Source organism: Yersinia sp. IP36721, assembly GCF_003634395.1.
GTDB classification, from domain to species: domain Bacteria; phylum Pseudomonadota; class Gammaproteobacteria; order Enterobacterales; family Enterobacteriaceae; genus Yersinia; species Yersinia entomophaga.
On record NZ_QCZL01000014.1, the window covers coordinates 61,419 to 86,530 of the forward strand.

The following is a 25,112-nucleotide window of genomic DNA, read 5'->3' on the forward strand; positions in this document are numbered from 1 at the left end:
CTCCTTTAACCCAGATCGCCGAAACGCACTTGTAAGGCAGTGATTGCGGTGAGCGCTGTCGTTTCTGTACGCAAAACGCGTGGCCCCAGCAGGATATCAGTAAATCCGTGGTGTGAGGTCATCTCAATTTCGGCGGCGGTTAAACCACCTTCCGGGCCGATTAACAGGCGGACTTTATCCACCGGCAGCGGCAGCGTATTAATGCTATTGCTGGCTCGCGGGTGCAGATTTAGCTTCAGGCTATCATCCTGTTCGGCGCACCAGGCCTCTAACTGCATAGCTTCACGGATTTCCGGCAGAGTGTTGCGACCGCACTGTTCGCAGGCGGCGATTGCGATTTTTTGCCATTGTTGAATTTTCTTAGCCAAACGCTCGCCGTCCAGCTTGACTCCGCAACGCTCTGAAAACAGAGGCGTAATGACGTTCACACCCAATTCGATGGATTTCTGGATAGTAAACTCCATCTTTTCGCCGCGAGAAATAACCTGCCCGAGATGCAAATTCAGGGGGGATTCCCGATCTTCAACCACGGCGTCGCCGAGGCGAACCTGAACGCTTTTTTTATCCACGCGAATGATTTCCGCGCTGAATATCTGATTGCTACCGTCGAAAAGCTGCAGGTTTTGCCCTTCGCTCATGCGTAACACGCGGCCTACGTGATTGGCGGCGTCATCGCTGAGAGCCAGTTCAGAATGAGCCGACAGCGGCTGCTGATGATAAATGCGAGGTATACGCATGGATTTGCTCTTGTTTCCGTAACGAAAATTTCACCGCGCCGTTCGTTGGTTAACGACGCGAAATAAAAGGCTGCCCGCAGAATAACAGAGTGGCGGGGATATCGGCCAATGGGGATATCAGCCAATATAGTAGGTTAGCTTTTTTGCCGCTGGCAAGCTTGTTGTACATAAGGGTTATGATTGCCCTGTACTTTTGCAATACGCTCGTCACGCAGGCATTCCCAATTATCAACCGGATATTGGCGATCCCAAACCTCAAACAGCCTGGTCTGCTGGCTGGACAGGCGAAGCTGATATTGATCGCGCATATAGAAGTAGGTACGGGCAATAGCACCGCGCGCACGCGCCGGTGGTTCTGCCTGCTTATTCTTGAAATCAACCTTCATCGCACATTGACCATATTGACCTTCGCCGCCTTTCCATTGACTGTACATGAAGTTATTCCGGTCTCCATTCACTTCGCCAATGGCTGGCTGCAAATTGTGCAGGTCGGTTTCAATTTGACGATAGACTGCATCTTTATTGCAGTTTTTACGGCCGCCATTTTGCCAGCATTGACGCTGGTGCCCAAATTGCCAGGCCGGAACCACATGTTCCCACTCGATACGCTCGGCCCGTTGTGCGTTTTTTCGTACCTGATAGCCGCAGCTGTTTAGATCGGGAAGCCCTTTTTTGCCTTGCCACTGAATCTGGCAGCCACAGTAAAAACTACCGGGAGCGTCTTGATGGATCTTGGCAGCTGCGGCTTTGGCATGCGAGAAGTTGTTGATATTTTGGCTATAACTGACGGATGAGAATAGCGGGGAAGAGCAAACCAGAACCAATAGAATTTTGCGTAACATGTTCCAAAACGACCTAAATATGGAAAAGAACGCAGGTTATAGAAAGTTATCGGCTCAGGCAAACAAAGATCTGGTTTTTTATACAGTTAATCCAATAACTAAGATGTTTCTGTAGTCGTATATTGCAGTTTTTCACCGCAGTGACGGCAGCGATATTCACTCTCTCCGCGTAGCACCCGATTGTGGCGGCGCACCGTCAGTTGGTGCAGTTGGCAGGCACAGCGATAGGGGAAGGTTTTGCTCTGCACCGAGGCGATTTCAAACTTATGCGTGCGGCTGGCGGGGACTTGCAGCACGCTTTCCATCATCCAGCGCCACTCTTTACCGTGTGGCGCAACGCGGCCAAACCGACGAAATACCAGTAAGTGAGCCAGTTCATGAGGCACCACTTCGTCGATAAATGTCTGTTTGTTTTCCAACAGTAATACCGGATTCAGGCGAATTTCCCAGGATTGTAGGTAAGCGCTACCGGCGCTAGTACCGCGTTGGTAATAGTTGATTTTTGGCTCTGGATGTTGGGTTCCCAGATGCTGGTTGGCAAGTTGCAGCTTCTGGCGTAGACACTGCATAACCCCTTGTTGCAGGGCGATAGGAATTCTTTGTGAGCTCATAGAGCGGAAGAATAGTGTGACGGAAACGCAGATGCAAGCGACCCGTTCAGCCTTGAGCGCACGAATTACACATTATATAATTATATTATATGTTTTTATATAATGAATGGCGAAATTGCAGGGCGTAACATGAGTAGCAAAGACACATTGAGTCTGAATCTGATGAGCATGGGAGCGGCTGAAGCCTGCGGTACCTTGCGTATGCTGGCAAATGAAGACCGTTTGTTATTGCTGTGCCAAATCAGTCAGGGGGAAAAATCCGTCGGTGAGCTGGAAACCTTGCTGAATATTCATCAACCGACCCTTTCCCAGCAGCTTGGGGCTTTGAGAAACGAAGGGCTGGTGACGACGCGAAGGGAAGGGAAACGTATTTATTACTCCATCGCAGATCGACGGATTCTGGCGATTTTACACACGCTATATGAGCTTTACTGTCCAAAAGAAGGAGAGGGGATTCATGAACATTGATTGGATGAATTTTACACCGTATTCGGCTGCGGCGGGAGGAATAATATTAGGCTGCTCCGTGGCGTTATTTTGGGTATTCAACGGAAAAATTACGGGGATCAGTGGTATTTTTGGCGGCTTATTAGCAGGGAAAAAGGGGGATATCAGTTGGCGATTGGCGTTCCTGATTGGCCTGATTGCTTCCCCGTTAGTTTATGCCTTGTTTTTACCTTTGCCAGCGATTCGGATTGATGCCGATATCGGAACACTGGTAGCCGCGGGGTTATTGGTTGGTATCGGCACCCGCTATGGTTCGGGCTGCACCAGCGGCCATGGCGTCTGTGGCTTATCGCGTTTTTCCCTGCGTTCGCTGGCGGCGACCTTGAGTTTCATGCTGGGCGGTTTTTTCACGGTGTGGCTAATTCGCCACGTATTGGTATAGATAAGGCAGGAAAATGAAACAGTTCTTTTCTCTATTGGCCGGACTGATTTTTGGGCTGGGACTGATTGTCGCAGGTATGGCAAATCCGGCTAAAGTGCTTGGTTTTCTCGATATTAGCGGCCTGTGGGATCCGTCTTTAGGGCTGGTGATGGCCGGAGCCATTCTGGTAGGCACATTAGCCTTTTTCCTGACTCGTAAGCGCTCTGTAAGTCTGTTGGGGCTCCCGATGCAGTTGCCGACGGCAACGCAAATCGATCGGCGCTTGATTGGTGGCAGCCTGCTATTTGGGGTTGGTTGGGGATTAGCGGGTATTTGCCCTGGCCCTGCGCTGGTATTAGTCGGTGCCGGTGTGGGAAAGGGCATGATCTTCGCATTGGCGATGGTGGTGGGAATGATGATTTTTAGCCTGACTGAACGAGTCAGAGCCCATCGTCAGGCATAAAAAACCCCGGAAACCGGGGTTTTAACTTGATGCGCGAAAGGTCTGAAACTTATTTCAGGCCAGCCGCATCACGCAGCAGTTCGGCTTTGTCGGTCGCTTCCCAAGGGAAGTGCTCACGGCCAAAGTGACCATAGGATGCGGTTTCACGGTAGATTGGTTTCAGCAGATCCAGCATCTTAATCAGGCCGTATGGACGCAGGTCGAAGAACTCGCGAACCAGCAGAATCAGTTGCTCTGGAGCCACTTTCTCTGTACCAAAGGTTTCCACCATGATGGAAGTCGGTTCTGCTACGCCGATAGCGTAAGAAACCTGAATTTCGCAGCGATCGGCCAGGCCGGCAGCAACGATGTTTTTCGCTACATAACGCGCAGCGTATGCCGCTGAACGGTCAACTTTGGACGGATCTTTACCAGAGAATGCACCGCCACCGTGACGAGCCATGCCGCCGTAAGTATCAACGATAATTTTACGACCGGTCAGACCGCAGTCGCCCATTGGGCCACCGATGACAAAACGGCCGGTTGGGTTGATGAAGAATTTGGTATTCGCAGAAAGCCATTCAGCAGGGAGAACCGGCTTGATGATTTCTTCCATAACCGCTTCTTGCAGGTCTTTTTGCGCGATGTCTTCAGAATGCTGAGTAGACAGGACAACCGCATCAATTCCGACAATTTTGTTGTCTTCGTATTGGAAAGTCACCTGGCTTTTTGCATCTGGACGCAGCCAAGGCAGCGTACCGTTTTTACGCACTTCAGACTGACGCTGAACCAAACGGTGCGCGTAAGTAATAGGTGCTGGCATCAGTACATCGGTTTCGTTACTGGCGTAGCCAAACATCAGGCCCTGATCGCCAGCGCCTTGCTCCAACGGATCGGCACGGTCAACGCCCTGATTGATATCAGGGGATTGCTTACCGATAGCGCTCAGAACGGCACAAGAGTTCGCATCAAAACCCATTTCGGAATTAACGTAACCAATCTCACGGATGGTATTACGCGTAATTTCTTCAATATCTACCCATGCGCTGGTGGTGATTTCACCGCCAACCATGACCATGCCGGTTTTGACATAGGTCTCACAGGCGACTCGCGCCTTAGGATCTTGCTCCAGAATTGCGTCAAGTACGGCGTCGGAAATCTGGTCGGCAATTTTATCAGGATGTCCTTCGGAGACGGATTCTGATGTGAAAAGGTGTTTAGCCATTTTATTCTTTACCTTGGTATTCGGATGAAAAATCACTGCATAGCATTGAGGGGCGAGTCGGTGGTGCATATCAATACGCTCGCTTCCTGACTCTGGCGTCCTGTAACGCCCCCCTTAGGCAAAGCCTCAAGCAGTCATTAAAAAAACAGAGCCTGTAGCGGCCTATAATCCTATTCCATATTTGTAGTATGGACGGATTAACATCTGGACGTCTATTTTAGGTCACCTTTCAGCTTCATTACCAGCCCTTTTTAACATCAGATAACGCTTAGTGAGCTTTGGCGGCAAATTTTTTACCTATTGAAACAGTTGTTCGGCCATTTTCATTTTGCATTTTCTCTCTGTTCTAGGTATAAACTGCGCGCGCAGCTTATTTGATACGCAATGATGAAGATGGCATAGAATGGCATTGGCTCATTGTTTAATGGCGAGAGTTGGCGGTGAAAATCCTGTCAGCGACATTGGCATTATCAGCGGCGTCATCAAACTGTTACTTTATCTTGTTTATTAATAAGTCTTGTTCGTTCAATCGTGAACGACATGCGTGGAGGTGGTTGGATTAATGATCCGTTGTCTACTGGTTGCTGCACATCAACAGCTGCGTCGTTCTGACGTTCAATCCCCCCTTGCAACCTTCCTTTCTTGTATACCATCAACCCGATGTTACACCCATATGGGTGCCACTCAGGATTCGCGGGCAGGTTAACGGTCGCCTGAAGTACTGAATCCGGTTCGCCAGCCGTCTGTTTTTCAGATTTGGGCTGCATCCGATTCACGAAATCTCAATACGTATGTGTCGTTAAACGTATTTTACATTTAAACGTGTTTTACAATTATCTGAGTGATAACTCGCGGTCGTGCGGCGCTTTATTAGCGTATTATTCCTCCTAAAGGGTGCGCACACGGGTTGTCCTTGCAGGTTGTAGCTGCGATAGTGACTGACTTTATCGTCAGTATCGCAATAGAGGCGAATTATGTCTGATGATAACTTGATTGGCCGTCCGTCTACTGCGGGCGCACATGTTTCTTTACGCTCCATGCAGGAGGTTGCCATGAATGATCGTAATGCCAGCAAGATGCTGCGCACTTATAACGTCGCCTACTGGGGCGGGAACTACTTTGACGTCAATGAATTAGGCCATATCAGCGTTTGCCCTGATCCGGACGTCCCCCAGGCACGTGTCGATCTGGCGCAACTGGTCAAGGATATGCAAGAACAGCGCGGGCAGCGTTTACCGGCTTTGTTCTGTTTCCCACAGATTTTACAGCACCGCCTGCGTTCCATTAACGCAGCGTTTGAGCGTGCGCGTAACGAATTTGGCTATCAAGGCAACTACTTCCTGGTTTACCCGATTAAGGTTAACCAGCACCGCCGGGTGATAGAATCGCTGGTGAATTCCGGTGAACCTTTGGGTCTGGAAGCCGGCTCCAAAGCAGAAATGATGGCGGTACTGGCTCACGCGGGCATGACTCGCTCCGTGATTGTCTGTAATGGTTACAAAGACCGTGAATATATCCGTCTGGCACTGACCGGCGAAAAACTGGGCCATAAAGTGTATCTGGTCATCGAAAAGATGTCAGAAATCAAAATGGTACTGGAAGAAGCAGCACGTCTGGACGTGGTGCCGCGCCTAGGTGTTCGCGCTCGTCTGGCGTCTCAGGGGTCAGGTAAATGGCAGGCCAGCGGCGGTGAGAAATCCAAATTCGGTTTATCCGCAACTCAGGTTCTGCAACTGGTAGAAATGCTGCGTGAAGCCAACAGTCTGGATAGCCTGCAACTGTTGCACTTCCATTTGGGGTCGCAGCTTTCCAATATCCGCGATATCTCAACCGGCGTGCGTGAATCTGCTCGCTTCTACGTCGAACTGCATAAGCTGGGCGTAAACATCCAGTGCTTCGATGTGGGCGGCGGTTTGGGCGTGGATTACGAAGGAACGCGTTCTCAGTCCGATTGCTCTGTGAACTACGGTTTGAACGAATACGCCAACAACGTGATTTGGGGTATCGGCGATGCCTGTAATGAACACGGTTTGCCGCATCCAACGGTGATTACTGAGTCTGGTCGTGCGGTTACCGCGCATCATACCGTGCTGGTTTCCAACGTTATCGGCGTGGAACGCAATGAATTCAGTGAACCTCAGGCACCGGCCGAAGATGCGCCACGCGCACTGGAAAGCCTGTGGGATACTTGGCAGGAAATGCAGAAACCAGAAAGCCGTCGTTCTCTGCGTGAATGGCTGCACGATAGCCAGATGGATTTGCACGATGTGCATACCCAATACGCGCACGGCATGCTGGATCTGACGCAGCGCGCCTGGGCTGAACAACAGTACCTGACTATCTGCAATATGATTCAGGAACAGTTGGATCCGAGCAATCGCGCACACCGTCCGATTATCGACGAGCTGCAAGAACGTATGGCGGACAAACTGTACGTCAACTTCTCGCTGTTCCAGTCGATGCCAGACGCCTGGGGTATTGATCAACTGTTCCCGGTTCTGCCGCTGGAAGGTTTGGATAAGCCACCGGAGCGTCGTGCGGTGTTGCTGGATATCACCTGTGATTCAGACGGTACTATCGATCATTACGTGGACGGCGACGGTGTGGCTACCACGTTGCCAATGCCTCCGTACGATCCGGAAAACCCGCCAGCACTGGGCTTCTTTATGGTGGGCGCTTATCAGGAAATTCTGGGCAACATGCACAACCTGTTCGGTGATACGGCCGCAGTTGATGTCTATGTTTATCCTGATGGCACCGTGAACGTGGAACAAACCGACGAAGGCGACACCGTGGCAGATATGCTGGCTTACGTGCAGCTAGACCCGGAAAAACTGCTGAATCACTTCCGCGATCAGGTCAAAGAAACCGATTTGGCCCCAGAACTGCAAGCCCAGTTCCTGGAAGAGTTTGAATCCGGTCTGTATGGCTACACTTATCTCGAAGACGAGTAATTCTTGAAGGTGAGTCCCAGTTAACTGGCTTGTCAGGCATTATCTTAAGGGCAGACTTCGGTCTGCCCTTATTGTTTCCCCTCCATATCTATTCTCTGCTGCGAACAACCATTTTCCTCCGTTATGCGCAAAATCGACCACACTAAGATCGATAGGCCGAACTGTACCCCTTGAAATGGGCTTCCTGAGAATAAATGGAGCGATAACATGAGCTGGCTGAATGTGTGCAAAGTGTCTTACGTCAAACCAGATTCGCCGTTCTCCGCCAGCGTGGGGGATAAACGAATTGGGATTTATATTATTGATGGCGAATATTTTGCGATGGATGATATTTGCCCTCACGCAAATGCGTTACTCAGTCCGGGATTTTTTGATGAGGGCACTATTGAGTGCCTGTTACACGGGGCGGTGTTTGACGTGAGAAGCGGGAAATGTCTACGTGAGCCGGGAGATCGCGATCTACAAACTTATCCGGTGCGGATTGACGGTGGGCAGATTCAGGTGGAAATCGATGAAAATTAATCGATAAAAGTTAGTTGATATAAACCAGTCGATGAAAATTGAAAGAAGAAAAAACGCCCGCGATTTACGGGCGTAGTAGAAATGATTGATACCAATTAGCTTACTGGCCGCTGGTAATACGCTCACGAATATGATCGGCGCGTGCCTGAGAAGCCGGGTGATCGTCAAACAGGCTGCTGCCTCGCCCACCTTCCATTTTTGCCAGTTTTTCGAAACTGGTGACCAAACCGTTCGGATCGATACCGCGTTTTTTCAGCAGTTCAAAGGAATAATCATCGGCTTCACTTTCTTGTTTCTGCGAGAACTGGGCGTTAACCAGTTTTTCTCCAATATCCGCAAGTTGGGACTGAGACAGGGAAGTGGCAATACCGCCAGCGGAAGACGCTGCGGTACGCAGGGCGGTGGTGCCATAAGCAACCTGCATGGCTTTACGGGTATGCCCTAAAGCGACGTGACCCATTTCGTGGCCCAAAACCCCTTCCACTTCGTTGTCAGTCATCATATCCATCAGGCCGCTGTATACGCGAATACAACCGTTCGCCATCGCCCAGGCATTGACGTCTTTGGTCACATAAACCTTATAGTTGGCTGGTGTTCCATTGATATTGTCGCCGAGGGCTGCGGAAATTTTTGCCAGACGCTTGCTGTATTCGCTGTCCGCTGGCGCGATTTGCGCCTTTTGATCCATTTCCGCACAGGATTTATCGCTGAGCGTTCTGACATCGGTATCACTTAGCGTTGCAGCCTGAAACGCCTGTGCGCCAGATTGCATCAGGCCTTCGGTGTTCATATTCTGACACCCACTTAGCAGCGCGGTGATACTCAAAGCCATCAACGAAGTACGAATGTTCATAACGCCTTATTTCCTGTAGTTATGCATTATTATGCTGTTCAGCATGGTTTTGCCGTTCAATAATTTTTAAGGTTTAATCCGTTCTAATCAATTCAGTTTCAATCAATATAGTTTTACGTTTCAATCAATATAGTTAGACAGTTCAATTAATCTGGGTTCATTGCTACATTACAGCAATTGCATTAATAGCTGTTGCATCAGTGCGGCTTCCACTACCCTAGCTCGCAATACTGACGCTTGATATAGCTACCTGAAGGTAGCGAAGGTAACGTGCAATCAGCGATAGAGCTATAGCTTTATTCTGAAAATCCAGCAAATTCGGCTGTGCCGTCATGGAAGTTGCCTTCATTTGTTTTTAGTGATTGCCGTTTCAATGTCTAGTCTGAGAAAATGATAGACTTGAACGCTTTTTAAATCCGACCTGGAGTAAAACATGACCTCTCGTAAAGAGCTTGCCAACGCGATCCGCGCCCTTAGCATGGACGCCGTGCAGAAAGCGAATTCCGGCCACCCCGGAGCCCCTATGGGTATGGCAGATATTGCCGAAGTCCTGTGGCGTGATTACCTGAACCATAATCCAACTAACCCACACTGGGCTGACCGCGACCGCTTTGTGCTGTCTAACGGCCACGGCTCCATGTTGATCTACAGCTTGTTGCACCTCACCGGTTACGACTTGCCGATGGAAGAGCTGAAAAACTTCCGTCAGTTACATTCTAAAACTCCGGGCCACCCGGAATATGGCTACACCGAAGGTGTAGAAACCACGACCGGCCCTCTGGGTCAGGGTATTGCTAACGCCGTTGGTTTTGCCATTGCCGAACGTACTCTAGGCGCGCAGTTCAACCGCCCAGGTCACGATATTGTTGACCACCACACCTACGCCTTTATGGGTGACGGCTGCATGATGGAAGGCATTTCTCACGAAGTGTGCTCTCTGGCCGGCACCATGAAATTGGGCAAACTGACTGCATTCTACGATGACAACGGCATCTCCATTGATGGTCATGTTGAAGGCTGGTTCACCGATGATACCGCAGCGCGTTTCGAAGCTTACGGCTGGCATGTGGTTCGTCATGTAGACGGTCATAACCCTGACTCCATCAAAGCGGCAATCGAAGAAGCACGTAAAGTTACCGATAAGCCTTCATTGTTGATGTGCAAAACCGTTATCGGTTTCGGTTCACCAAACAAAGCGGGCACCCATGATTCCCACGGCGCGCCTTTGGGCGCTGCGGAAGTGGCTGCAACTCGTGACGCGCTGGGCTGGAAATACCCTGCCTTTGAAATTCCACAAGATATCTACGCGGCCTGGGATGCTAAAGAGGCGGGCAAAGCGAAAGAGGCTGCCTGGAACGAGAAGTTTGCGGCCTATGAGAAAGCCTACCCAGAACTGGCTGCCGAGTTCAAACGTCGCGTAAGCGGTGAGCTGCCAGCTAACTGGGAAACTGAATCCAAGAAATTCATCGAGCAATTGCAGGCAAATCCAGCCAATATCGCTAGCCGTAAAGCATCACAAAATGCGCTTGAAGCTTTCGGTAAAGTGTTACCTGAGTTCCTGGGCGGCTCTGCTGACCTGGCACCAAGTAACTTGACCATGTGGTCTGGCTCTAAGGCTCTGAACGATGATATCGCCGGTAACTACATCCATTACGGTGTGCGCGAATTCGGTATGTCCGCCATCATGAACGGTATTGCTCTGCACGGCGGCTTTATCCCTTACGGCGCAACTTTCCTGATGTTCGTGGAATACGCACGTAACGCAGTGCGCATGGCTGCTCTGATGAAAATCCGCAGCATCTTCGTTTATACCCATGACTCTATCGGTCTGGGTGAAGACGGCCCGACCCATCAGCCGGTTGAGCAAATGGCAAGCCTGCGCGTAACGCCAAACATGAGCACATGGCGTCCATGCGATCAGGTCGAGTCAGCGGTAGCCTGGCAGTACGCTCTGGAGCGTAAAGACGGCCCAAGCGCACTGATCTTCTCCCGTCAAAACCTGGCTCAGCAGCCGCGTGATGCAGCACAGTTGGCTAACATCGCCAAAGGTGGTTATATCCTGAAAGACTGCGCTGGTCAGCCTGAACTTATCTTCATCGCGACCGGTTCTGAAGTTGAACTGGCGGTTGCCGCAGCGGATCAACTGACTGCCGCAGGCCGTAAAGTTCGCGTTGTTTCTATGCCATCTACCGATGCGTTTGATAAGCAAGACGCGGCTTACCGTGAATCTGTCCTGCCAGCGGCGGTTAGCGCTCGCGTTGCGGTAGAAGCCGGTATTGCGGATTACTGGTACAAATACGTCGGCCTGAACGGCGCTGTCGTTGGTATGACCAGCTTCGGGGAATCTGCTCCAGCAGATCTGCTGTTTAAAGAGTTCGGCTTCACCGTTGAGAACGTAGTAGCGAAAGCTCAGGCGCTGTTGAAATAACAGACGCTGTTCTCAAGGTGTAAAAGGGAAGGTATCCCTCGGTAATATCGATGTTAAAAGGTCGCTTCTGCGGCCTTTTTTTTGCCTGTTTTTCGCCAGAAAAGGGGGGATATGTGCCCTTTATCAGCAAGATATTCCCTTTGTACCTCGTTTGGTTTATTCTGGCTGAAGCGTTTCAGTTGTGATTCATTATCAAGGCCTGTCGGGAATAATTTGCATAATGCCGACAGCATGATTATCTGAAATGTGATAAAACGATGAATATCAGGCCACGTGCTACAGTACTCTATGGGGTTGCATGAAGATAACCATAAAACAGGGAGTAACATGACAATCCGCATAGCGATAAATGGCTTTGGGCGTATTGGTCGTAGTGTATTGCGTGCGCTGTATGAGTCGGGCCGTCGGGCAGAAATTTCAGTGGTTGCCATTAATGAACTGGCAAACGCGGAAGGCATGGCTCATCTGCTTAAATATGATTCCAGCCATGGCCGTTTCGCTTGGGATGTTCGTCAGGAATGTGACAAGCTCTACGTTGGGGACGATGTTATCCGGCTGGTACATCAGCCAGAAATAGCGCAGTTACCTTGGCATGAGCTGGGAGTCGATGTAGTTTTGGATTGCAGCGGCGTGTACGGTTCCCGAGAAGATGGCGAGGCGCATTTGGCCTCTGGTGCCAAAAAGGTACTGTTTGCTCATCCGGGTAGCCATGATTTGGATGCCACCGTGGTCTATGGTGTAAACCATCAGGATCTGCGCGCAGAGCATCGGATTGTTTCCAACGCGTCTTGCACTACCAACTGTATCATTCCCGTTATTAAACTGTTGGACGAGGCTTACGGCATCGAATCCGGCACTGTCACTACCATCCATTCTTCGATGAACGATCAGCCGGTTATTGATGCCTATCATCAGGATTTACGGCGCACCCGAGCCGCCAGTCAATCGATTATTCCGGTTGATACCAAGCTGGCTGCGGGCATTACCCGTATTTTTCCGAAGTTCTGCGACAGGTTTGAAGCGATATCGGTGCGAGTGCCGACGATCAACGTAACGGCGATCGATCTGAGCGTCAGTGTGAGCAGTTCGGTGAAGGTGACTGAGGTCAACCAGCTTTTGCAAAAGGCGGCAATGGGTTCATTTCGTGGTATAGTTGACTATACGGAATTACCATTGGTGTCGACCGATTTTAACCACGATCCGCACAGTGCTATCGTTGATGGCACCCAAACACGGGTCAGTGGGCAGCACCTGATTAAGACTCTGGTGTGGTGCGATAACGAATGGGGCTTTGCCAATAGAATGTTGGATACGACATTGGCAATGGCCGACAGCGGTTTCTAATACGGCGGGTTAATTCAAGGGATTACCCTGAGTTGACCTACTGATAAGCAACTTTAAAGAGAATCAACGAGAGGATTCACCATGTCTGTAATTAAGATGACCGATCTGGATCTAGCTGGCAAACGCGTGCTGATCCGTGCGGATCTCAATGTTCCGGTAAAAGATGGCAAAGTGACTTCCGATGCGCGTATCCGTGCATCCCTGCCGACTATCGAAGCGGCGCTGAAGCAAGGCGCTAAAGTAATGGTTACCTCTCACCTGGGTCGTCCGACCGAAGGCGAGTACAACGAAGAGTTCTCTCTGTTGCCGGTAGTTAACTACCTGAAAGACAAATTGTCTTCTCCGGTACGTTTGGCTAAAGATTACCTGGATGGCGTTGAAGTGGCTGCCGGTGAGCTGGTGGTTCTGGAAAACGTTCGCTTTAACAAAGGCGAGAAGAAAGACGACGAAACCCTGTCTAAAAAATACGCCGCCCTGTGTGACGTTTACGTGATGGATGCCTTCGGCACCGCTCACCGTGCACAGGCTTCTACTCACGGCGTTGGTAAATTTGCGCCTATCGCCTGTGCCGGTCCGCTGCTGTCAGCTGAACTGGAAGCACTGGGTAAAGCGCTGGGTAACCCAGCTCGTCCGATGGTGGCTATCGTTGGCGGTTCTAAAGTTTCTACCAAACTGACTGTATTGGGCGCGCTGTCTAAAATTGCTGACCAGCTGATTGTGGGTGGCGGTATCGCGAACACCTTCGTGGCTGCTCAAGGCAACAACGTAGGTAAATCCCTGTACGAAGCTGATTTGATCCCAGAAGCCAAACGTCTGTTGGAAACCTGCAATATCCCGGTTCCTACCGATGTACGCGTAGCGACCGAGTTCTCTGAAACTGCGACCGCGACGCTGAAACCAGCAACTGAAATCAAAGACGATGAACAAATCCTGGATCTGGGCGACGTGTCCGCTGAACGTCTGGCCGAGATTCTGAAAAACGCCAAAACCATTCTGTGGAATGGTCCGGTTGGCGTGTTCGAGTTCCCTAACTTCCGTAAAGGAACCGAGATCGTGGCTCGCGCCATCGCTGAGAGCGAAGCATTCTCTATCGCTGGCGGTGGCGACACTCTGGCAGCAATCGATCTGTTCGGTATTGCTGACCAAATCTCTTACATCTCTACCGGCGGTGGTGCATTCCTCGAATTCGTGGAGGGCAAAAAACTGCCAGCAGTAGTGATGCTGGAAGAGCGCGCTAAGCAGTAATTTAGATGACGGGGGGCGAAAGCCGCCCGTTTCGCTATTTCGCTGCTGTCGGTAGCCGCCGACAGGTTAATCAGCGAAACCGATTCCATTTATCTTCGGCCGACGAAACAGGACAACGTAACATGTCTAAAATTTTTGATTTCGTAAAACCAGGTGTCATCACAGGTGATGACGTGCAGAAAGTGTTCGCAGTAGCTAAAGAAAACAACTTTGCTCTGCCAGCAGTAAACTGCGTGGGTACTGACTCCATTAACGCCGTGCTGGAAACAGCGGCGAAAGTGCGTGCACCAGTTATCGTTCAGTTCTCTAACGGCGGCGCTGCGTTCATCGCGGGTAAAGGCGTGAAAACTGATGTTCCACAAGGTGCTGCAATTCTGGGCGCAATCTCTGGTGCACACCATGTACATCAGATGGCTGAGCATTACGGCGTTCCTGTGATTCTGCATACCGACCACTGTGCCAAGAAATTGCTGCCATGGTTAGACGGCCTATTGGACGCGGGTGAGAAACACTTCGCGGCTACCGGCAAACCACTGTTCTCTTCTCATATGATCGACCTGTCTGAAGAGTCTCTGGAAGAAAACATCGAAATCTGTAGCAAATACCTGACTCGCATGGCGAAAATCGGTATGACTCTGGAAATCGAACTGGGTTGTACCGGCGGTGAAGAAGACGGTGTGGACAACAGTCACATGGATGCTTCTGCTCTGTACACTCAGCCAGAAGACGTTGATTACGCTTACGAAAAACTGAACGCAATCAGCCCACGCTTCACCATCGCTGCCTCTTTCGGCAACGTTCACGGTGTTTACAAGCCAGGCAACGTTAAACTGACCCCAACTATTCTGCGTGATTCTCAGGATTATGTTTCTAAAAAACATGGCCTGCCACACAACAGCCTGGACTTCGTATTCCACGGCGGTTCAGGTTCTACTGCAGAAGAAATCAAAGAAGCGGTCAGCTACGGCGTAGTGAAAATGAACATCGATACCGATACCCAGTGGGCAACATGGGACGGTATCCTGCAGTATTACAAAAAGAACGAAGGCTATCTGCAAGCTCAGCTGGGTAACCCAGAAGGCGCAGACAAACCTAACAAGAAATACTACGATCCACGCGTATGGCTCCGTGCTGCCCAGACTTCAATGATTACTCGTCTGGAACTGGCATTCAAAGAACTGAACGCGGTCGACGTACTGTAATAGCGTTCCGTTTGTATTTGCTTAAAGGCTCCTGTAGGAGCCTTTTTCTTTTCTAGCGTATCCAACGGAGAAATACCGTAATCATGGCGGTTTATCCGGTGAGTTTTAGGTAATAAGTCTGATTCTGTTGGTGTTGTTTTTCTGTCAAAGTTGGCAACCGCGCCCATAGTTCGTTACCCTCAACGGGTTAAATGCGATGCCGGTCGATGGCTGGCGGAAGTTTTTGTGCAATTTTCTCTAGGTTGGGAGAACTTCGTAGGATGATAAAAATGGAAGAGTTAAACGTCGTTGACGGCATTAATAATGCAAGCACCTGGTTGACGAACAATCAAGATTTGCTGATTCAATATGCGGTAAACCTGATTGCGGCATTATTGATTTTGATCGTTGGTTCGGTCATCGCCAAAGTGGTTTCCGGCGCGGTAAACCGGGTAATGCGTCTGCGTGGTATTGATATTACCGTCGCTGACTTTTTAGCGGCGATGGTGCGTTACAGTATTCTGGCCTTCACTATCGTTGCCGTGTTGGGACGTCTGGGCGTTCAAACCGCTTCAGTGATTGCCGTTATCGGTGCCGCCGGTTTAGCCGTAGGTTTGGCGCTGCAAGGCTCGCTGTCCAACTTTGCGGCCGGGGTGCTGCTGGTTGCCTTCCGTCCGTTCCGCGCTGGCGAATACGTTGATTTAGGCGGCGTCGCCGGTACGGTGGTGCAGGTTCAGATTTTTTCTACCACGCTGCGTACCGTAGATGACAAAATCATCGTAGTACCGAATGGTAAAATTATTGCCAACAACATCATTAATACCAGCCGAGAACCTAATCGCCGCACCGATATTACCGTTGGCGTGGCTTATGACGCTGATATCGACGTAGTTAAAAAAGTGCTGGGCGATATTATCGCTGCGGATAAGCGTATCCTGCATGATAAAGGCGTGATCGTTCGTTTAAACGAAATGGCCGCTTCTTCCCTGAATTTCACCGTTCGCGTTTGGACCACCAATGGCGATGCATTGGAGGTTTATTGGGATCTGCTGGAGAACTTCAAACGCGCTTTGGATGCCCATAATATCGGTATTCCTTTCCCGCAAATGGATGTGCATCTGCATCAGGTAGAGAAAAAAGCGGCGGAGTAATTGTGCGGTTTCTGGCAATAAATGCTTCTCAGCGGGCCGAATGGCCCGTTTTTTATTGGGCGGCTTATTTTTAACTTCTTAACTTCTTAACTTCTTAACTTCTTAACTTCTTAACGTCAATTATCTTATTTATTTCCGCGTTGATTATTAGTACGCCTTATCATGGATAAGAAATATCCATTTCCTCTGATGACTATCTCGCCGTAATATGCTCGCAATCGGTTCGCACATTAGCGGATATTATCTAAAGGGAACAACATGTTAGCCATTTTTCTTCAGGGTTTTGCTTTAAGCGCCGCGATGATTTTACCGCTGGGGCCGCAAAATGCTTTTGTGATGAATCAGGGAATTAAGCGCCAGCACCACATTATGAGCGCTGCGCTCTGCGCGCTGAGCGATATCATCCTGATTTGTGGTGGTATTTTCGGTGGTAGTGCCTTACTCAACCAATCGCCGCTGCTTTTGGCACTGGTAACTTGGGGCGGCGTGGCTTTCCTGTTGTGGTATGGCTGGGGAGCGCTGTGCGCTGCATGGCGTGGAGATATTCAGGATACGATTGAAGGCAGCAGTGTGAAAAATCGCTGGAAAATCATCGTTACTCTGCTGGCCGTAACCTGGCTCAATCCGCATGTTTATCTGGATACCTTTGTGGTGCTGGGCAGTCTGGGCGGTCAGTTATTGCCAGATGTCAGACCATGGTTCGCTTTAGGAGCGGTCAGTGCCTCTATCAGTTGGTTTTTTGCCTTGGCGTTGCTGGCCGCGTGGCTGGCTCCCTGGCTCAATCGCCCAGCGGCGCAAAGAGGGATCAATTTGTTAGTCGGCGGTGTGATGTGGTTTATTGCCTTTCAGTTGGCTAAACAAGGCCTGAGTTTTTGATTTTTTATCACTATTCTGAATTCTTCATGGCAAAAGATGTGCTAGCTTTGTTAGGTTACTGAATTAACTAAGCGACAAAATAATTGTGCATGATTCCGGTCGTCAGTAAGAGTAATTAACTGCAAAGAAGCTTGCTCTTAGGTGTAATTGACTGATAAACCGTGCTTCGCAGCGATTTTTCGTATCGGCATATTTTTAGGAGGCACCGTGAAGTTAAAGACCTTGGCTTTGGCCGCAATGATGGGATTAGGAACGTTACCTTTGGCTTCGCAGGCCGCTGAGCTGCCGGAAGGGCCGCACGTTGTGACTTCAGGAACCGCCAGCGTTGACGCTACGCCGGATATTGCCAATTTGGCGATTGAAGTTAGCGTAACCGCCAAAGACGCCGCAGAAGCGAAGAAACAGGTTGATACTCGTGTGGCTCAATATTTTGATTTTCTGAAGAAAAATGGTATTGAGAAGAAAGATATCAATGCGGCAAATTTGCGTACTCAGCCGGAATACGACTACAAGAAAACCGGCGAAGCAGTACTGAAAGGTTACCGGGCGGTGCGCCAGGTTCAGGTTACTCTACGTCAGTTGGATAAACTGAACGAGTTGCTGGACGGCGCGCTCAAATCGGGTTTGAATGAAATTCGCGCCGTTGAATTAGGGGTAGCGAATCCAGAGACTTACCGTGAGCAGGCGCGTAAGAAAGCCATCGATAACGCGATTTCTCAGGCCGGTTCTCTAGCTCAGGGCTTTAAAGCTACTCTGGGGCCGGTGTACAGTATTCGTTATCGCGTGGCCAACTACCAGCCCATGCCGGTAGCGCGCATGTATAAAAGTCCGGAAGCGGGCATGGCAAGCGATGCTGCCCAAACTTATGAGCAGCAGACCATTCACTTTGACGATCAGGTCGACGTGGTATTCCAACTGAATCCGGCGAAATAAAACCGCGAAACTAATCCTGCCGTAATACCTGACGCCCATGTGATAACAGGGCGTCAGTCACTTTTCGCATTGTCCGGCTTTCTGGCGCAAAGCGATGCCAGTACAGCATCCGGCGCTGTAATAATCCCGGCGTCAGATCGATAAGCTCTCCCGACTCCAGCTCTTTCTCAATCTGCAAGTGCGGAATCATACAACAGGTGGTGCCTTGGCGCGCCAGTTGTACAAAGGCTTCCGAAGAATTAACGATGTGGCAAGGGACGCTACCCGGCGATAAATCAAAATTCTGCTGTAAAAATGCCTGATGCATATCGTCCAGATGGTCAAAGGCGACCGCTGGTGCTTTGAGTAACGCCGGACGAGTCACGCCGTTGGGGAAGTAACGCTCGGCAAAGCTTTTTGAGGCAACGAACAGGTAATCCAGCGCACCCAATTGATCCACCAGACAGCTTGGTAAAGGCTGCGGTTGGATACTCACAGCGCCAACGACTTCGCCGCGACGCAGACGTTCCTGCGTTCGGGTTTCATCTTCTACCTGTAAATTCAATCGAATAGGCGAATCCGCCAGTACCGGTTTTAGCGCAGGAAGCAACCAGGTTGCCAAGCTGTCGGCGTTAACCGCCAGAGACAGTAGCAGCGGCGTATCCACGGTGTTGTCGTTACCCAGCCATTCTTCTTCCAGCAATTCAACCTGATGCAAGAGCGCCAGCAGACGCTGCCCCTGCTCCGTTGGGCGTGGAGGCACGGTACGTACTAATAATGGCTGACCGAACAGGTTTTCCAACTGTTTAATACGTTGAGATACCGCCGATTGGGTGATGCAAAGTTTTTGTGCCGCGCGCTCAAAGCCGCGTTCACGGATCACCGCGTCCAGCGCTTGCAGCGTTCGGTAGTCTGGGCGTTTCATCGGAGTAATCTCTCCAGAATAAGTTTAATAAGGCACTATGCCACAGTTTATCTATTTTGCTGCGGCAAAAATCAACGGAAATTCAGCGGTTGTGCGGGAACATATCTGTGATCCAGAGTGGATTAATACCATCTGAGTCAGGCTTAATTGGCGAGATTTCCCTCCCGCATGTTCTATAATAGCGACAGGTTTTCATATTATTAATAGGCAGTGAAATGACCATGACTCAGGACGAACTTAAAAAAGCAGTGGGTTGGGCAGCATTGGATTATGTCAAACCAGACACCATCGTTGGCGTCGGCACCGGCTCAACTGCGGCACATTTTATCGATGCCTTAGGCTCGATTAAACATCAGATTAAAGGTGCAGTTTCCAGTTCTGACGCTTCAACGGCAAAACTGAAAAGTCTGGGCATCCACGTTTTTGATAGTAATGAAGTTGACGACCTGGACATCTACGTTGACGGTGCGGATGAAATCAACGGCCATATGCAGATGATTAAAGGCGGTGGCGCGGCGCTGACCCGCGAAAAAATCATTGCAGCTATTGCGCGTAAATTTATCTGTATCGTAGATGCGTCTAAACAGGTTGATGTGTTGGGGAAATTCCCCTTACCGGTTGAAGTGATTCCAATGGCTCGTTCTTACGTGGCGCGCGAGTTGGTCAAACTGGGCGGTTTGCCGGAATATCGCCAGAATGTTGTGACGGATAATGGCAACGTAATCTTGGACGTACATAATCTGGATATTCTGGATGCCATTGCGTTAGAAAATAAAATCAACGGTATTGCTGGCGTGGTCACCGTGGGTCTGTTTGCTAACCGTGGTGCAGACGTGGCTTTGGTCGGTACCGCAGATGGCGTGAAAACAATCACTGCTCAATAAGCCTTACTGGTTAAAATAGGTCATCGGGATGACGTTTTCGCGTTATCCCGAGTATTTTTTGCGATTAATCATCTTTTCTTTAAAAGGTTAAATTTAGTGACATATGTCACATTGATGTTCTCTATTCCATTAACCTGCCGTTAACTTGCTGTTACACAGTGTTTTCTTCCGCAAAACTCCTGCCTGAGTGAAATTTGTGTTGAACCCCAGGCAATCGTTTGTATTGATGCCGCCGTAATATTTGTTATGTTGACTGGGTGCTAGCCAGATTCATAGACAAAGGCAGCCGCATCTGAAGTCTGAAAATAGGGTTGGGGAAATGGCAAAAGTATCACTGGAAAAAGACAGAATTAAGTTTCTGTTAGTAGAAGGGGTTCACCAAAGCACGGTTGATAATCTTCGTGCGGCCGGATATAGCAATATCGAATACCATAAAGGTGCCTTAGACACAGAATCATTGAAAGAATCGATTCGTGATGCTCACTTTATCGGTTTAAGATCGCGTACTCATCTGACGGAAGAAGTTTTTGCTGCGGCAGAGAAATTGGTCGCGGTTGGCTGTTTCTGTATCGGCACTAATCAGGTTGATTTAAACGCGGCGACCAAACGCGGCATTCCGGTATTCAATGCGCCGTTCTCCAACACCCGCTCCGTCGCTGAAATGGTGTTAGGCGAGCTGTTGCTCATGTTCCGTGGCATTCCTGCGGCTAACGCCAAAGCCCACCGCGGCGAATGGCACAAACTGGCCGCTGGCTCCTATGAAGCGCGTGGCAAAAAACTGGGTATCATTGGTTACGGTCATATCGGTACCCAGCTTGGTATTCTGGCCGAAAGCCTGGGTATGAAAGTCTTTTTCTATGATATCGAAAACAAGCTGCCGCTGGGCAATGCTCAACAGGTTCGCCATCTTTCTGATTTGCTGAACATGAGCGATGTGGTCAGCCTGCACGTGCCGGAAACTCGCTCGACCCGCAATATGATGGGCGCAGAGCAATTAGCGCTAATGAAGCCCGGCGCGCTGCTGATCAACGCTTCTCGCGGCACCGTGGTCGATATTCCAGCGCTGTGTGATGCCTTGGCTAGCAATCATATTGCCGGTGCGGCAATAGATGTATTCCCGACCGAACCTGCAACCAACAGCGATCCGTTTAATTCACCGCTGTGTGAATTTGATAACGTGCTGCTGACTCCGCATATCGGCGGCTCAACGCAAGAAGCGCAAGAGAATATCGGCGATGAAGTGGCGGGGAAACTGGCTAAGTATTCCGATAACGGCTCCACGCTTTCGGCGGTTAATTTCCCAGAGGTTTCCCTGCCTGCTCACGGTGACAATGCCAGCCGTTTGCTACATATTCATGAAAACCGTCCGGGTATTCTGACCAGCATTAACCAGATTTTTGCCGAGCAGGGAATCAACATTGCAGCGCAGTACCTGCAAACCAGCTCGGAAATTGGTTATGTGGTGATCGATGTGGAAACTCAGGGCACCGATAGGGCTGAAACGGCTCTGCAATTAATGAAGGCGATTCCGGGGACTATTCGCGCCCGTTTGCTCTACTAACCATCGATACCCTTCATCTTTTGCGTCGTAGAGGCGAAGTCTATTGGATGAAATGGCGGTTTATTCAATTTATCGGTATCAGCAGATGCCGATAAATTTTAAATAATTCAGTCACTACCAGCGCCATACCTGAGATGGCGTAATAATTTCCGGCAGCGGAATATCCCAGTGTTCCACGGGTAAATCGTCCACTAACTGGCAGTCATGAGCTAGCCCGATAGGGTAGGGGCCATTGTGTTGCCAGTATTGTAAAGTTCTATCGTAAAATCCGCCGCCCATTCCTAAACGTTGTCCGTGACGATCAAACGCCACCAGTGGCGTAATGATGATATCCAACTCAGAAAGTGGCAAAACCTCTCTAACATCCAACTGTGGCTCACGAATTTTTAGCCGATTCAGTACTAACGGCGTTTCCGGCGCGTAGCGTAAAAACAATAAATTGCCGCGGCTGAACGGGTGTAAAACCGGAAGATACACCTGTTTTTTCTGCTGCCAGAGCAACTGAATAATAGGTTGGGTGTTGAGTTCACCGTCGAAAGAGAGAAATAGCGCAATGCTGCGAGCTTGCTGAATTCGGGGATGACGCTGGATTTGTTGGCTGGCGAGCCGGGCAGAATTGTATTGTTGTTCCGGAGTTAACAAGCGTCGCCGTTGGCGGATGTCGTTTCTGATTTGTTGCCGTAAAGGACCGTGCTGGGGATCGAAAGGCATAGGCTGCCTGTATTGAATCGAACTTATCGAATAACCATGATCTCACAACATCATGATTGATAAAGGGATCTCCGAGATGCCGCCGCAGGCTGTAACCCTTGAACCCTTGGTTCAAGGTGAACGCAGTGTCGCTACCTTAAGGCTTCTCGGCGGACCGAGCATGCTCACCGGTTACGGATCACAACATTCTGTTGGTATTAAATATCGGCTCAGGGGACTGGCCCGCTGGCGAACACCTCAGAGAAATTCTTTACTCACTGTCGAATCTATCATTCAACAACGATTTATTCAAATTGTGCATCCTGACGTTCAGAGATGCGACCCTGTTCAAGCAACGCTTGTTCAATGGTCTGTTGTAACATCCTAATACGTTGCTCCATATTGGATGCATAGTCACGCGTTTTCAATCTTTCCTGAGCCAGTTCGTGACATACGTTCAATGCCGCGATAAAAACTAACTGCTCAGTATTGGTGACTCTAGTGCGAACTTTAAGATCTTGCAACCGTTGGTTAAGATCTTCTGCCGCCATGTTCAACGCATCTTGTTGTTCTGGCGGACAATTAACTCTTAACGAGCGACCAAAAATTTGAATATCTACCGGTTGTGCAGACATGCCACCTTCCTGACTAATTTCCGCGCTAGCCCTGTAACACCATAAGCAAATTGCCCTTAGTGGTCAAAGCGGGCGCCACTATATATACCTCGATACCAAGATACAACCCCTTTATAGCGTTGGGTTTTCTGGTATAGCGACTGATCTTGGTGGTAGCATAACACGAACTTATCCTGCCAACGATGATGAATACGCATGTCCATACAGAATACATTACCAACTTACCAATCTCTTGCTCAGGCGCTGAACCAGCAGGCCATCGCCCTTACTCCTGCCGAAATGCATGGCCTGATCAGCGGGATGCTGTGTGGCGGCAGTCAAGATAATGGCTGGCAAGCGCTAGTTCATGAGCTGACCAACGAAGGCGTGGCTTTCCCGCAGGCGCTAAGTCTGCCACTGCAACAATTGCATGAATCTACGCAAGAAGCGCTTGAAAACGAAGGCTTTATGTTCCAGTTGATGCTGCCGGAAGGCGATGAAATCAGCGTATTCGATCGCGCCGATGCGTTATCTGGTTGGGTTAATCACTTCTTGCTGGGATTGGGTATGCTTCAGCCTAAACTGGCTCAGGTGAAAGACGAAGTGGGCGAAGCCATTGACGACCTGCGTAATATCGCCCAGCTTGGCTACGACGAAGATGAAGATCAGGAAGAACTGGCTCAGTCTTTAGAAGAAGTCGCTGAATATGTTCGAGTTGCGGCATTGCTGTGCCATATAGAATTCACTCAGCAGAAGCCGACGGCGGTCGAGTTGCCGAAACCGACTCTGCACTAACAGCGGATTTGCGGCGCGTGGCACAGTCCATTCGCCCTGCGGGCTGCCTGGCGTGTGTTATTGCGACAGGCTGAGAGGTTTTCCCAGATTAATTGATCGTTTCTCAAACTCGATACAATAGATTTCAGGAGAAGGTAATGACTCAGCAAGAATATCAAAATCGCCGCCAGGCATTGTTGGCGAAGATGGCGCCAGCCAGTGCAGCAATTATTTTCTCCGCGCCGGAGGCCACCCGCAGCGCAGACTCCGAATATCCTTATCGTCAGAATAGCGATTTCAGCTACCTAACCGGTTTTAACGAACCTGAAGCGGTGCTGATTTTGGTGAAAAGCGATGAAACCCACAATCACAGCGTGTTGTTTAATCGGGTGCGGGATTTAACGGCGGAAATCTGGTTTGGTCGTCGCTTGGGGCAGGATGCTGCACTGGCAAAACTCGGCGTCGATCGCGCCTTGCCATTTGATGAAATTGATGAGCAACTGCACCTATTATTCAATGGGTTGGATGTGATTTATCACGCTCAGGGCGAATACGCCTATGCGGACAAAATCGTCTTTGCCGCATTGGAACAGTTGCGTAATGGTTTCCGTAAAAATCTGCGCGCTCCGGCAACGCTGACCGATTGGCGCCCGTGGCTACATGAAATGCGTTTGTTCAAATCGCCGGAAGAAATTCAAGTGATGCGACGCGCCGGCGAAATCAGCGCCTTGGCACATACTCGTGCGATGCAAAAATGCCGCCCGGGAATATTTGAATACCAGTTGGAAGGGGAAATTCTGCATGAGTTCACCCGCCACGGCGCGCGTTTCCCTGCCTATAACACCATTGTTGGCGGCGGCGAGAATGCCTGCATTCTCCACTACACCGAAAATGAATGTGAGCTGCGGGACGGGGATTTAGTACTGATTGATGCAGGCTGTGAATATCAGGGCTATGCCGGTGATATTACTCGCACTTTCCCGGTCAACGGCAAGTTCTCTCCGCCACAGCGCGCGATATATGACATAGTACTAGAGTCTATTGAAACCGCGCTGGAACTGTTCAAACCGGGCATCAGCATCCGCGAAGTGAACGATAGCGTGGTGCGAATCATGATCAGCGGACTGGTTGATTTGGGTATTCTAAAAGGCGATGTAGAGCAGCTGTTTGCCGAGCAGGCTCATCGTCCGTTCTTTATGCATGGTCTCAGTCATTGGCTGGGGATGGATGTGCATGATGTGGGCGATTATGAAACCAGCGACCGCGGACGTATTCTAAAGCCGGGAATGGTATTAACCATCGAGCCGGGTCTGTATATCGCGCCAGATGCCGATGTGCCTGTGAAATACCGAGGGATCGGCGTGCGTATCGAAGACGATATTGTAATTACCGAAACCGGCAATGAAAACCTGACGGCAAGCGTAGTGAAACGAGCAGAAGATATTGAAGCTTTAATGGCGGCGGCAAAGTAAG

General features: G+C 49.9%; 24 protein-coding genes and 1 other RNA gene. 16 read left to right on the forward strand and 9 right to left on the reverse strand.

The window, feature by feature from the left end:
• Nucleotides 1–5: 5 nt before the first annotated feature.
• From rsmE to DBA33_RS12805, 3 genes are all read right to left on the reverse strand, one after another.
• Nucleotides 6–737 carry a 16S rRNA (uracil(1498)-N(3))-methyltransferase gene (gene rsmE / locus DBA33_RS12795; protein ID WP_064515023.1) on the reverse strand — a complete coding sequence of 244 codons (732 nt, stop codon included), beginning with the start codon at nt 735–737 and terminating at the stop codon, nt 6–8.
• Between the two features lie 134 nt (nt 738–871).
• Nucleotides 872–1,579, reverse strand: coding sequence for a deoxyribonuclease I (endA, locus tag DBA33_RS12800; RefSeq protein ID WP_064515021.1), 708 nt, complete (start codon nt 1,577–1,579; stop codon nt 872–874).
• 98 nt (nt 1,580–1,677) lie between these two features.
• Complete coding sequence (locus tag DBA33_RS12805; protein ID WP_064515019.1) at nt 1,678–2,190, reverse strand: SprT family zinc-dependent metalloprotease; 513 nt, start codon at nt 2,188–2,190, stop codon at nt 1,678–1,680.
• Nucleotides 2,191–2,319: 129 nt separating this feature from the next.
• Here DBA33_RS12805 and DBA33_RS12810 point away from each other — a divergent pair, with 129 nt between their 5' ends.
• Genes DBA33_RS12810 through DBA33_RS12820 form a run of 3 tightly spaced genes read left to right on the forward strand, consistent with a single transcriptional unit; the run spans nt 2,320 to nt 3,521 of the window.
• Complete coding sequence (locus tag DBA33_RS12810) at nt 2,320–2,658, forward strand: metalloregulator ArsR/SmtB family transcription factor (RefSeq protein ID WP_064518363.1); 339 nt, start codon at nt 2,320–2,322, stop codon at nt 2,656–2,658.
• Nucleotides 2,648–3,079: a YeeE/YedE thiosulfate transporter family protein gene (locus DBA33_RS12815; RefSeq protein WP_064515017.1), complete on the forward strand. Its 432-nt coding sequence runs from the start codon at nt 2,648–2,650 to the stop codon at nt 3,077–3,079. The genes DBA33_RS12810 and DBA33_RS12815 overlap by 11 nt, the downstream gene beginning before the upstream one ends.
• A 13-nt stretch (nt 3,080–3,092) precedes the next feature.
• Nucleotides 3,093–3,521, forward strand: coding sequence for a DUF6691 family protein (locus tag DBA33_RS12820; RefSeq protein ID WP_064515015.1), 429 nt, complete (start codon nt 3,093–3,095; stop codon nt 3,519–3,521).
• Nucleotides 3,522–3,570: 49 nt separating this feature from the next.
• Here DBA33_RS12820 and metK read toward each other — a convergent pair whose 3' ends face one another.
• Nucleotides 3,571–4,725 (reverse strand): methionine adenosyltransferase, encoded by a 1,155-nt coding sequence (metK, locus tag DBA33_RS12825; protein ID WP_120806591.1) that lies wholly within the window; start codon nt 4,723–4,725, stop codon nt 3,571–3,573.
• 974 nt (nt 4,726–5,699) lie between these two features.
• Here metK and speA point away from each other — a divergent pair.
• Nucleotides 5,700–7,679 (forward strand): biosynthetic arginine decarboxylase, encoded by a 1,980-nt coding sequence (gene speA / locus DBA33_RS12835; protein ID WP_064515009.1) that lies wholly within the window; start codon nt 5,700–5,702, stop codon nt 7,677–7,679.
• A 207-nt stretch (nt 7,680–7,886) separates the two neighbouring features.
• Nucleotides 7,887–8,201: a non-heme iron oxygenase ferredoxin subunit gene (locus DBA33_RS12840; RefSeq protein WP_064515007.1), complete on the forward strand. Its 315-nt coding sequence runs from the start codon at nt 7,887–7,889 to the stop codon at nt 8,199–8,201.
• A 100-nt stretch (nt 8,202–8,301) separates the two neighbouring features.
• Here the strand turns inward: DBA33_RS12840 and DBA33_RS12845 are convergent, their stop codons facing one another.
• Nucleotides 8,302–9,054: a M48 family metallopeptidase gene (locus DBA33_RS12845; protein ID WP_120806592.1), complete on the reverse strand. Its 753-nt coding sequence runs from the start codon at nt 9,052–9,054 to the stop codon at nt 8,302–8,304.
• 433 nt (nt 9,055–9,487) lie between these two features.
• Between DBA33_RS12845 and tkt the strand changes: the two genes are divergently transcribed.
• From tkt to DBA33_RS12885, 7 genes are all read left to right on the forward strand, one after another.
• Nucleotides 9,488–11,482 carry a transketolase gene (gene tkt / locus DBA33_RS12850; RefSeq protein ID WP_064515003.1) on the forward strand — a complete coding sequence of 665 codons (1,995 nt, stop codon included), beginning with the start codon at nt 9,488–9,490 and terminating at the stop codon, nt 11,480–11,482.
• A gap of 327 nt (nt 11,483–11,809) precedes the next feature.
• Nucleotides 11,810–12,826, forward strand: coding sequence for an erythrose-4-phosphate dehydrogenase (gene epd / locus DBA33_RS12860; RefSeq protein ID WP_064514999.1), 1,017 nt, complete (start codon nt 11,810–11,812; stop codon nt 12,824–12,826).
• Nucleotides 12,827–12,907: 81 nt separating this feature from the next.
• Entirely contained in the window at nt 12,908–14,071 is a 1,164-nt protein-coding gene (gene pgk / locus DBA33_RS12865) for a phosphoglycerate kinase (protein ID WP_049599683.1), read from the forward strand.
• Between the two features lie 122 nt (nt 14,072–14,193).
• Entirely contained in the window at nt 14,194–15,273 is a 1,080-nt protein-coding gene (gene fbaA / locus DBA33_RS12870) for a class II fructose-bisphosphate aldolase (RefSeq protein ID WP_064518361.1), read from the forward strand.
• A gap of 269 nt (nt 15,274–15,542) precedes the next feature.
• Nucleotides 15,543–16,403: a small-conductance mechanosensitive channel MscS gene (mscS, locus tag DBA33_RS12875; RefSeq protein WP_120806593.1), complete on the forward strand. Its 861-nt coding sequence runs from the start codon at nt 15,543–15,545 to the stop codon at nt 16,401–16,403.
• A 258-nt stretch (nt 16,404–16,661) separates the two neighbouring features.
• On the forward strand, nt 16,662–17,279 hold the full coding sequence (gene argO, locus DBA33_RS12880) for an arginine exporter ArgO (protein WP_064514931.1): 618 nt from the start codon (nt 16,662–16,664) through the stop codon (nt 17,277–17,279).
• A 207-nt stretch (nt 17,280–17,486) separates the two neighbouring features.
• Nucleotides 17,487–18,212 carry an oxidative stress defense protein gene (locus DBA33_RS12885; protein WP_120806594.1) on the forward strand — a complete coding sequence of 242 codons (726 nt, stop codon included), beginning with the start codon at nt 17,487–17,489 and terminating at the stop codon, nt 18,210–18,212.
• A gap of 10 nt (nt 18,213–18,222) precedes the next feature.
• On the opposite strand, the gene DBA33_RS12890 is transcribed toward DBA33_RS12885, so the two are convergent.
• Entirely contained in the window at nt 18,223–19,116 is an 894-nt protein-coding gene (locus tag DBA33_RS12890) for a LysR family transcriptional regulator ArgP (RefSeq protein WP_064514929.1), read from the reverse strand.
• A 221-nt stretch (nt 19,117–19,337) separates the two neighbouring features.
• Here DBA33_RS12890 and rpiA point away from each other — a divergent pair, with 221 nt between their 5' ends.
• Nucleotides 19,338–20,000: a ribose-5-phosphate isomerase RpiA gene (gene rpiA, locus DBA33_RS12895; protein WP_064518351.1), complete on the forward strand. Its 663-nt coding sequence runs from the start codon at nt 19,338–19,340 to the stop codon at nt 19,998–20,000.
• Nucleotides 20,001–20,319: 319 nt separating this feature from the next.
• Nucleotides 20,320–21,561: a phosphoglycerate dehydrogenase gene (gene serA / locus DBA33_RS12900; RefSeq protein WP_064514927.1), complete on the forward strand. Its 1,242-nt coding sequence runs from the start codon at nt 20,320–20,322 to the stop codon at nt 21,559–21,561.
• Nucleotides 21,562–21,675: 114 nt separating this feature from the next.
• Here the strand turns inward: serA and DBA33_RS12905 are convergent, their stop codons facing one another.
• The 3 genes from DBA33_RS12905 to zapA form a co-directional block, all read right to left on the reverse strand.
• Nucleotides 21,676–22,272: a 5-formyltetrahydrofolate cyclo-ligase gene (locus DBA33_RS12905; protein WP_120806595.1), complete on the reverse strand. Its 597-nt coding sequence runs from the start codon at nt 22,270–22,272 to the stop codon at nt 21,676–21,678.
• 64 nt (nt 22,273–22,336) lie between these two features.
• Nucleotides 22,337–22,519, reverse strand: a non-coding RNA gene (gene ssrS / locus DBA33_RS12910) — 6S RNA.
• 37 nt (nt 22,520–22,556) lie between these two features.
• Nucleotides 22,557–22,886, reverse strand: coding sequence for a cell division protein ZapA (zapA, locus tag DBA33_RS12915; protein ID WP_004706812.1), 330 nt, complete (start codon nt 22,884–22,886; stop codon nt 22,557–22,559).
• A gap of 195 nt (nt 22,887–23,081) precedes the next feature.
• Between zapA and DBA33_RS12920 the strand changes: the two genes are divergently transcribed.
• Nucleotides 23,082–23,660: a YecA family protein gene (locus DBA33_RS12920; RefSeq protein ID WP_064514923.1), complete on the forward strand. Its 579-nt coding sequence runs from the start codon at nt 23,082–23,084 to the stop codon at nt 23,658–23,660.
• Between the two features lie 137 nt (nt 23,661–23,797).
• Nucleotides 23,798–25,111: a Xaa-Pro aminopeptidase gene (pepP, locus tag DBA33_RS12925; RefSeq protein ID WP_064514921.1), complete on the forward strand. Its 1,314-nt coding sequence runs from the start codon at nt 23,798–23,800 to the stop codon at nt 25,109–25,111.
• The last annotated feature ends 1 nt before the right edge of the window (nt 25,112 follow it).

Excerpts from the sequence above, each read along its gene's own strand:
- endA (WP_064515021.1), bottom strand. The coding sequence starts at position 1,579 with ATGTTACGCAAAATTCTATTGGTTCTGGTTTGCTCTTCCCCGCTATTC.
- DBA33_RS12805 (WP_064515019.1), bottom strand. The coding sequence starts at position 2,190 with ATGAGCTCACAAAGAATTCCTATCGCCCTGCAACAAGGGGTTATGCAG.
- zapA (WP_004706812.1), bottom strand. The coding sequence starts at position 22,886 with ATGTCTGCACAACCGGTAGATATTCAAATTTTTGGTCGCTCGTTAAGA.
- DBA33_RS12820 (WP_064515015.1), top strand. The coding sequence starts at position 3,093 with ATGAAACAGTTCTTTTCTCTATTGGCCGGACTGATTTTTGGGCTGGGA.
- DBA33_RS12840 (WP_064515007.1), top strand. The coding sequence starts at position 7,887 with ATGAGCTGGCTGAATGTGTGCAAAGTGTCTTACGTCAAACCAGATTCG.
- speA (WP_064515009.1), top strand. The coding sequence starts at position 5,700 with ATGTCTGATGATAACTTGATTGGCCGTCCGTCTACTGCGGGCGCACAT.
- pgk (WP_049599683.1), top strand. The coding sequence starts at position 12,908 with ATGTCTGTAATTAAGATGACCGATCTGGATCTAGCTGGCAAACGCGTG.
- DBA33_RS12845 (WP_120806592.1), bottom strand. The coding sequence starts at position 9,054 with ATGAACATTCGTACTTCGTTGATGGCTTTGAGTATCACCGCGCTGCTA.
- pepP (WP_064514921.1), top strand. The coding sequence starts at position 23,798 with ATGACTCAGCAAGAATATCAAAATCGCCGCCAGGCATTGTTGGCGAAG.
- mscS (WP_120806593.1), top strand. The coding sequence starts at position 15,543 with ATGGAAGAGTTAAACGTCGTTGACGGCATTAATAATGCAAGCACCTGG.
- DBA33_RS12890 (WP_064514929.1), bottom strand. The coding sequence starts at position 19,116 with ATGAAACGCCCAGACTACCGAACGCTGCAAGCGCTGGACGCGGTGATC.
- DBA33_RS12810 (WP_064518363.1), top strand. The coding sequence starts at position 2,320 with ATGAGTAGCAAAGACACATTGAGTCTGAATCTGATGAGCATGGGAGCG.
- tkt (WP_064515003.1), top strand. The coding sequence starts at position 9,488 with ATGACCTCTCGTAAAGAGCTTGCCAACGCGATCCGCGCCCTTAGCATG.
- fbaA (WP_064518361.1), top strand. The coding sequence starts at position 14,194 with ATGTCTAAAATTTTTGATTTCGTAAAACCAGGTGTCATCACAGGTGAT.
- rpiA (WP_064518351.1), top strand. The coding sequence starts at position 19,338 with ATGACTCAGGACGAACTTAAAAAAGCAGTGGGTTGGGCAGCATTGGAT.
- rsmE (WP_064515023.1), bottom strand. The coding sequence starts at position 737 with ATGCGTATACCTCGCATTTATCATCAGCAGCCGCTGTCGGCTCATTCT.
- DBA33_RS12920 (WP_064514923.1), top strand. The coding sequence starts at position 23,082 with ATGTCCATACAGAATACATTACCAACTTACCAATCTCTTGCTCAGGCG.
- DBA33_RS12815 (WP_064515017.1), top strand. The coding sequence starts at position 2,648 with ATGAACATTGATTGGATGAATTTTACACCGTATTCGGCTGCGGCGGGA.
- DBA33_RS12905 (WP_120806595.1), bottom strand. The coding sequence starts at position 22,272 with ATGCCTTTCGATCCCCAGCACGGTCCTTTACGGCAACAAATCAGAAAC.
- metK (WP_120806591.1), bottom strand. The coding sequence starts at position 4,725 with ATGGCTAAACACCTTTTCACATCAGAATCCGTCTCCGAAGGACATCCT.
- argO (WP_064514931.1), top strand. The coding sequence starts at position 16,662 with ATGTTAGCCATTTTTCTTCAGGGTTTTGCTTTAAGCGCCGCGATGATT.
- serA (WP_064514927.1), top strand. The coding sequence starts at position 20,320 with ATGGCAAAAGTATCACTGGAAAAAGACAGAATTAAGTTTCTGTTAGTA.
- epd (WP_064514999.1), top strand. The coding sequence starts at position 11,810 with ATGACAATCCGCATAGCGATAAATGGCTTTGGGCGTATTGGTCGTAGT.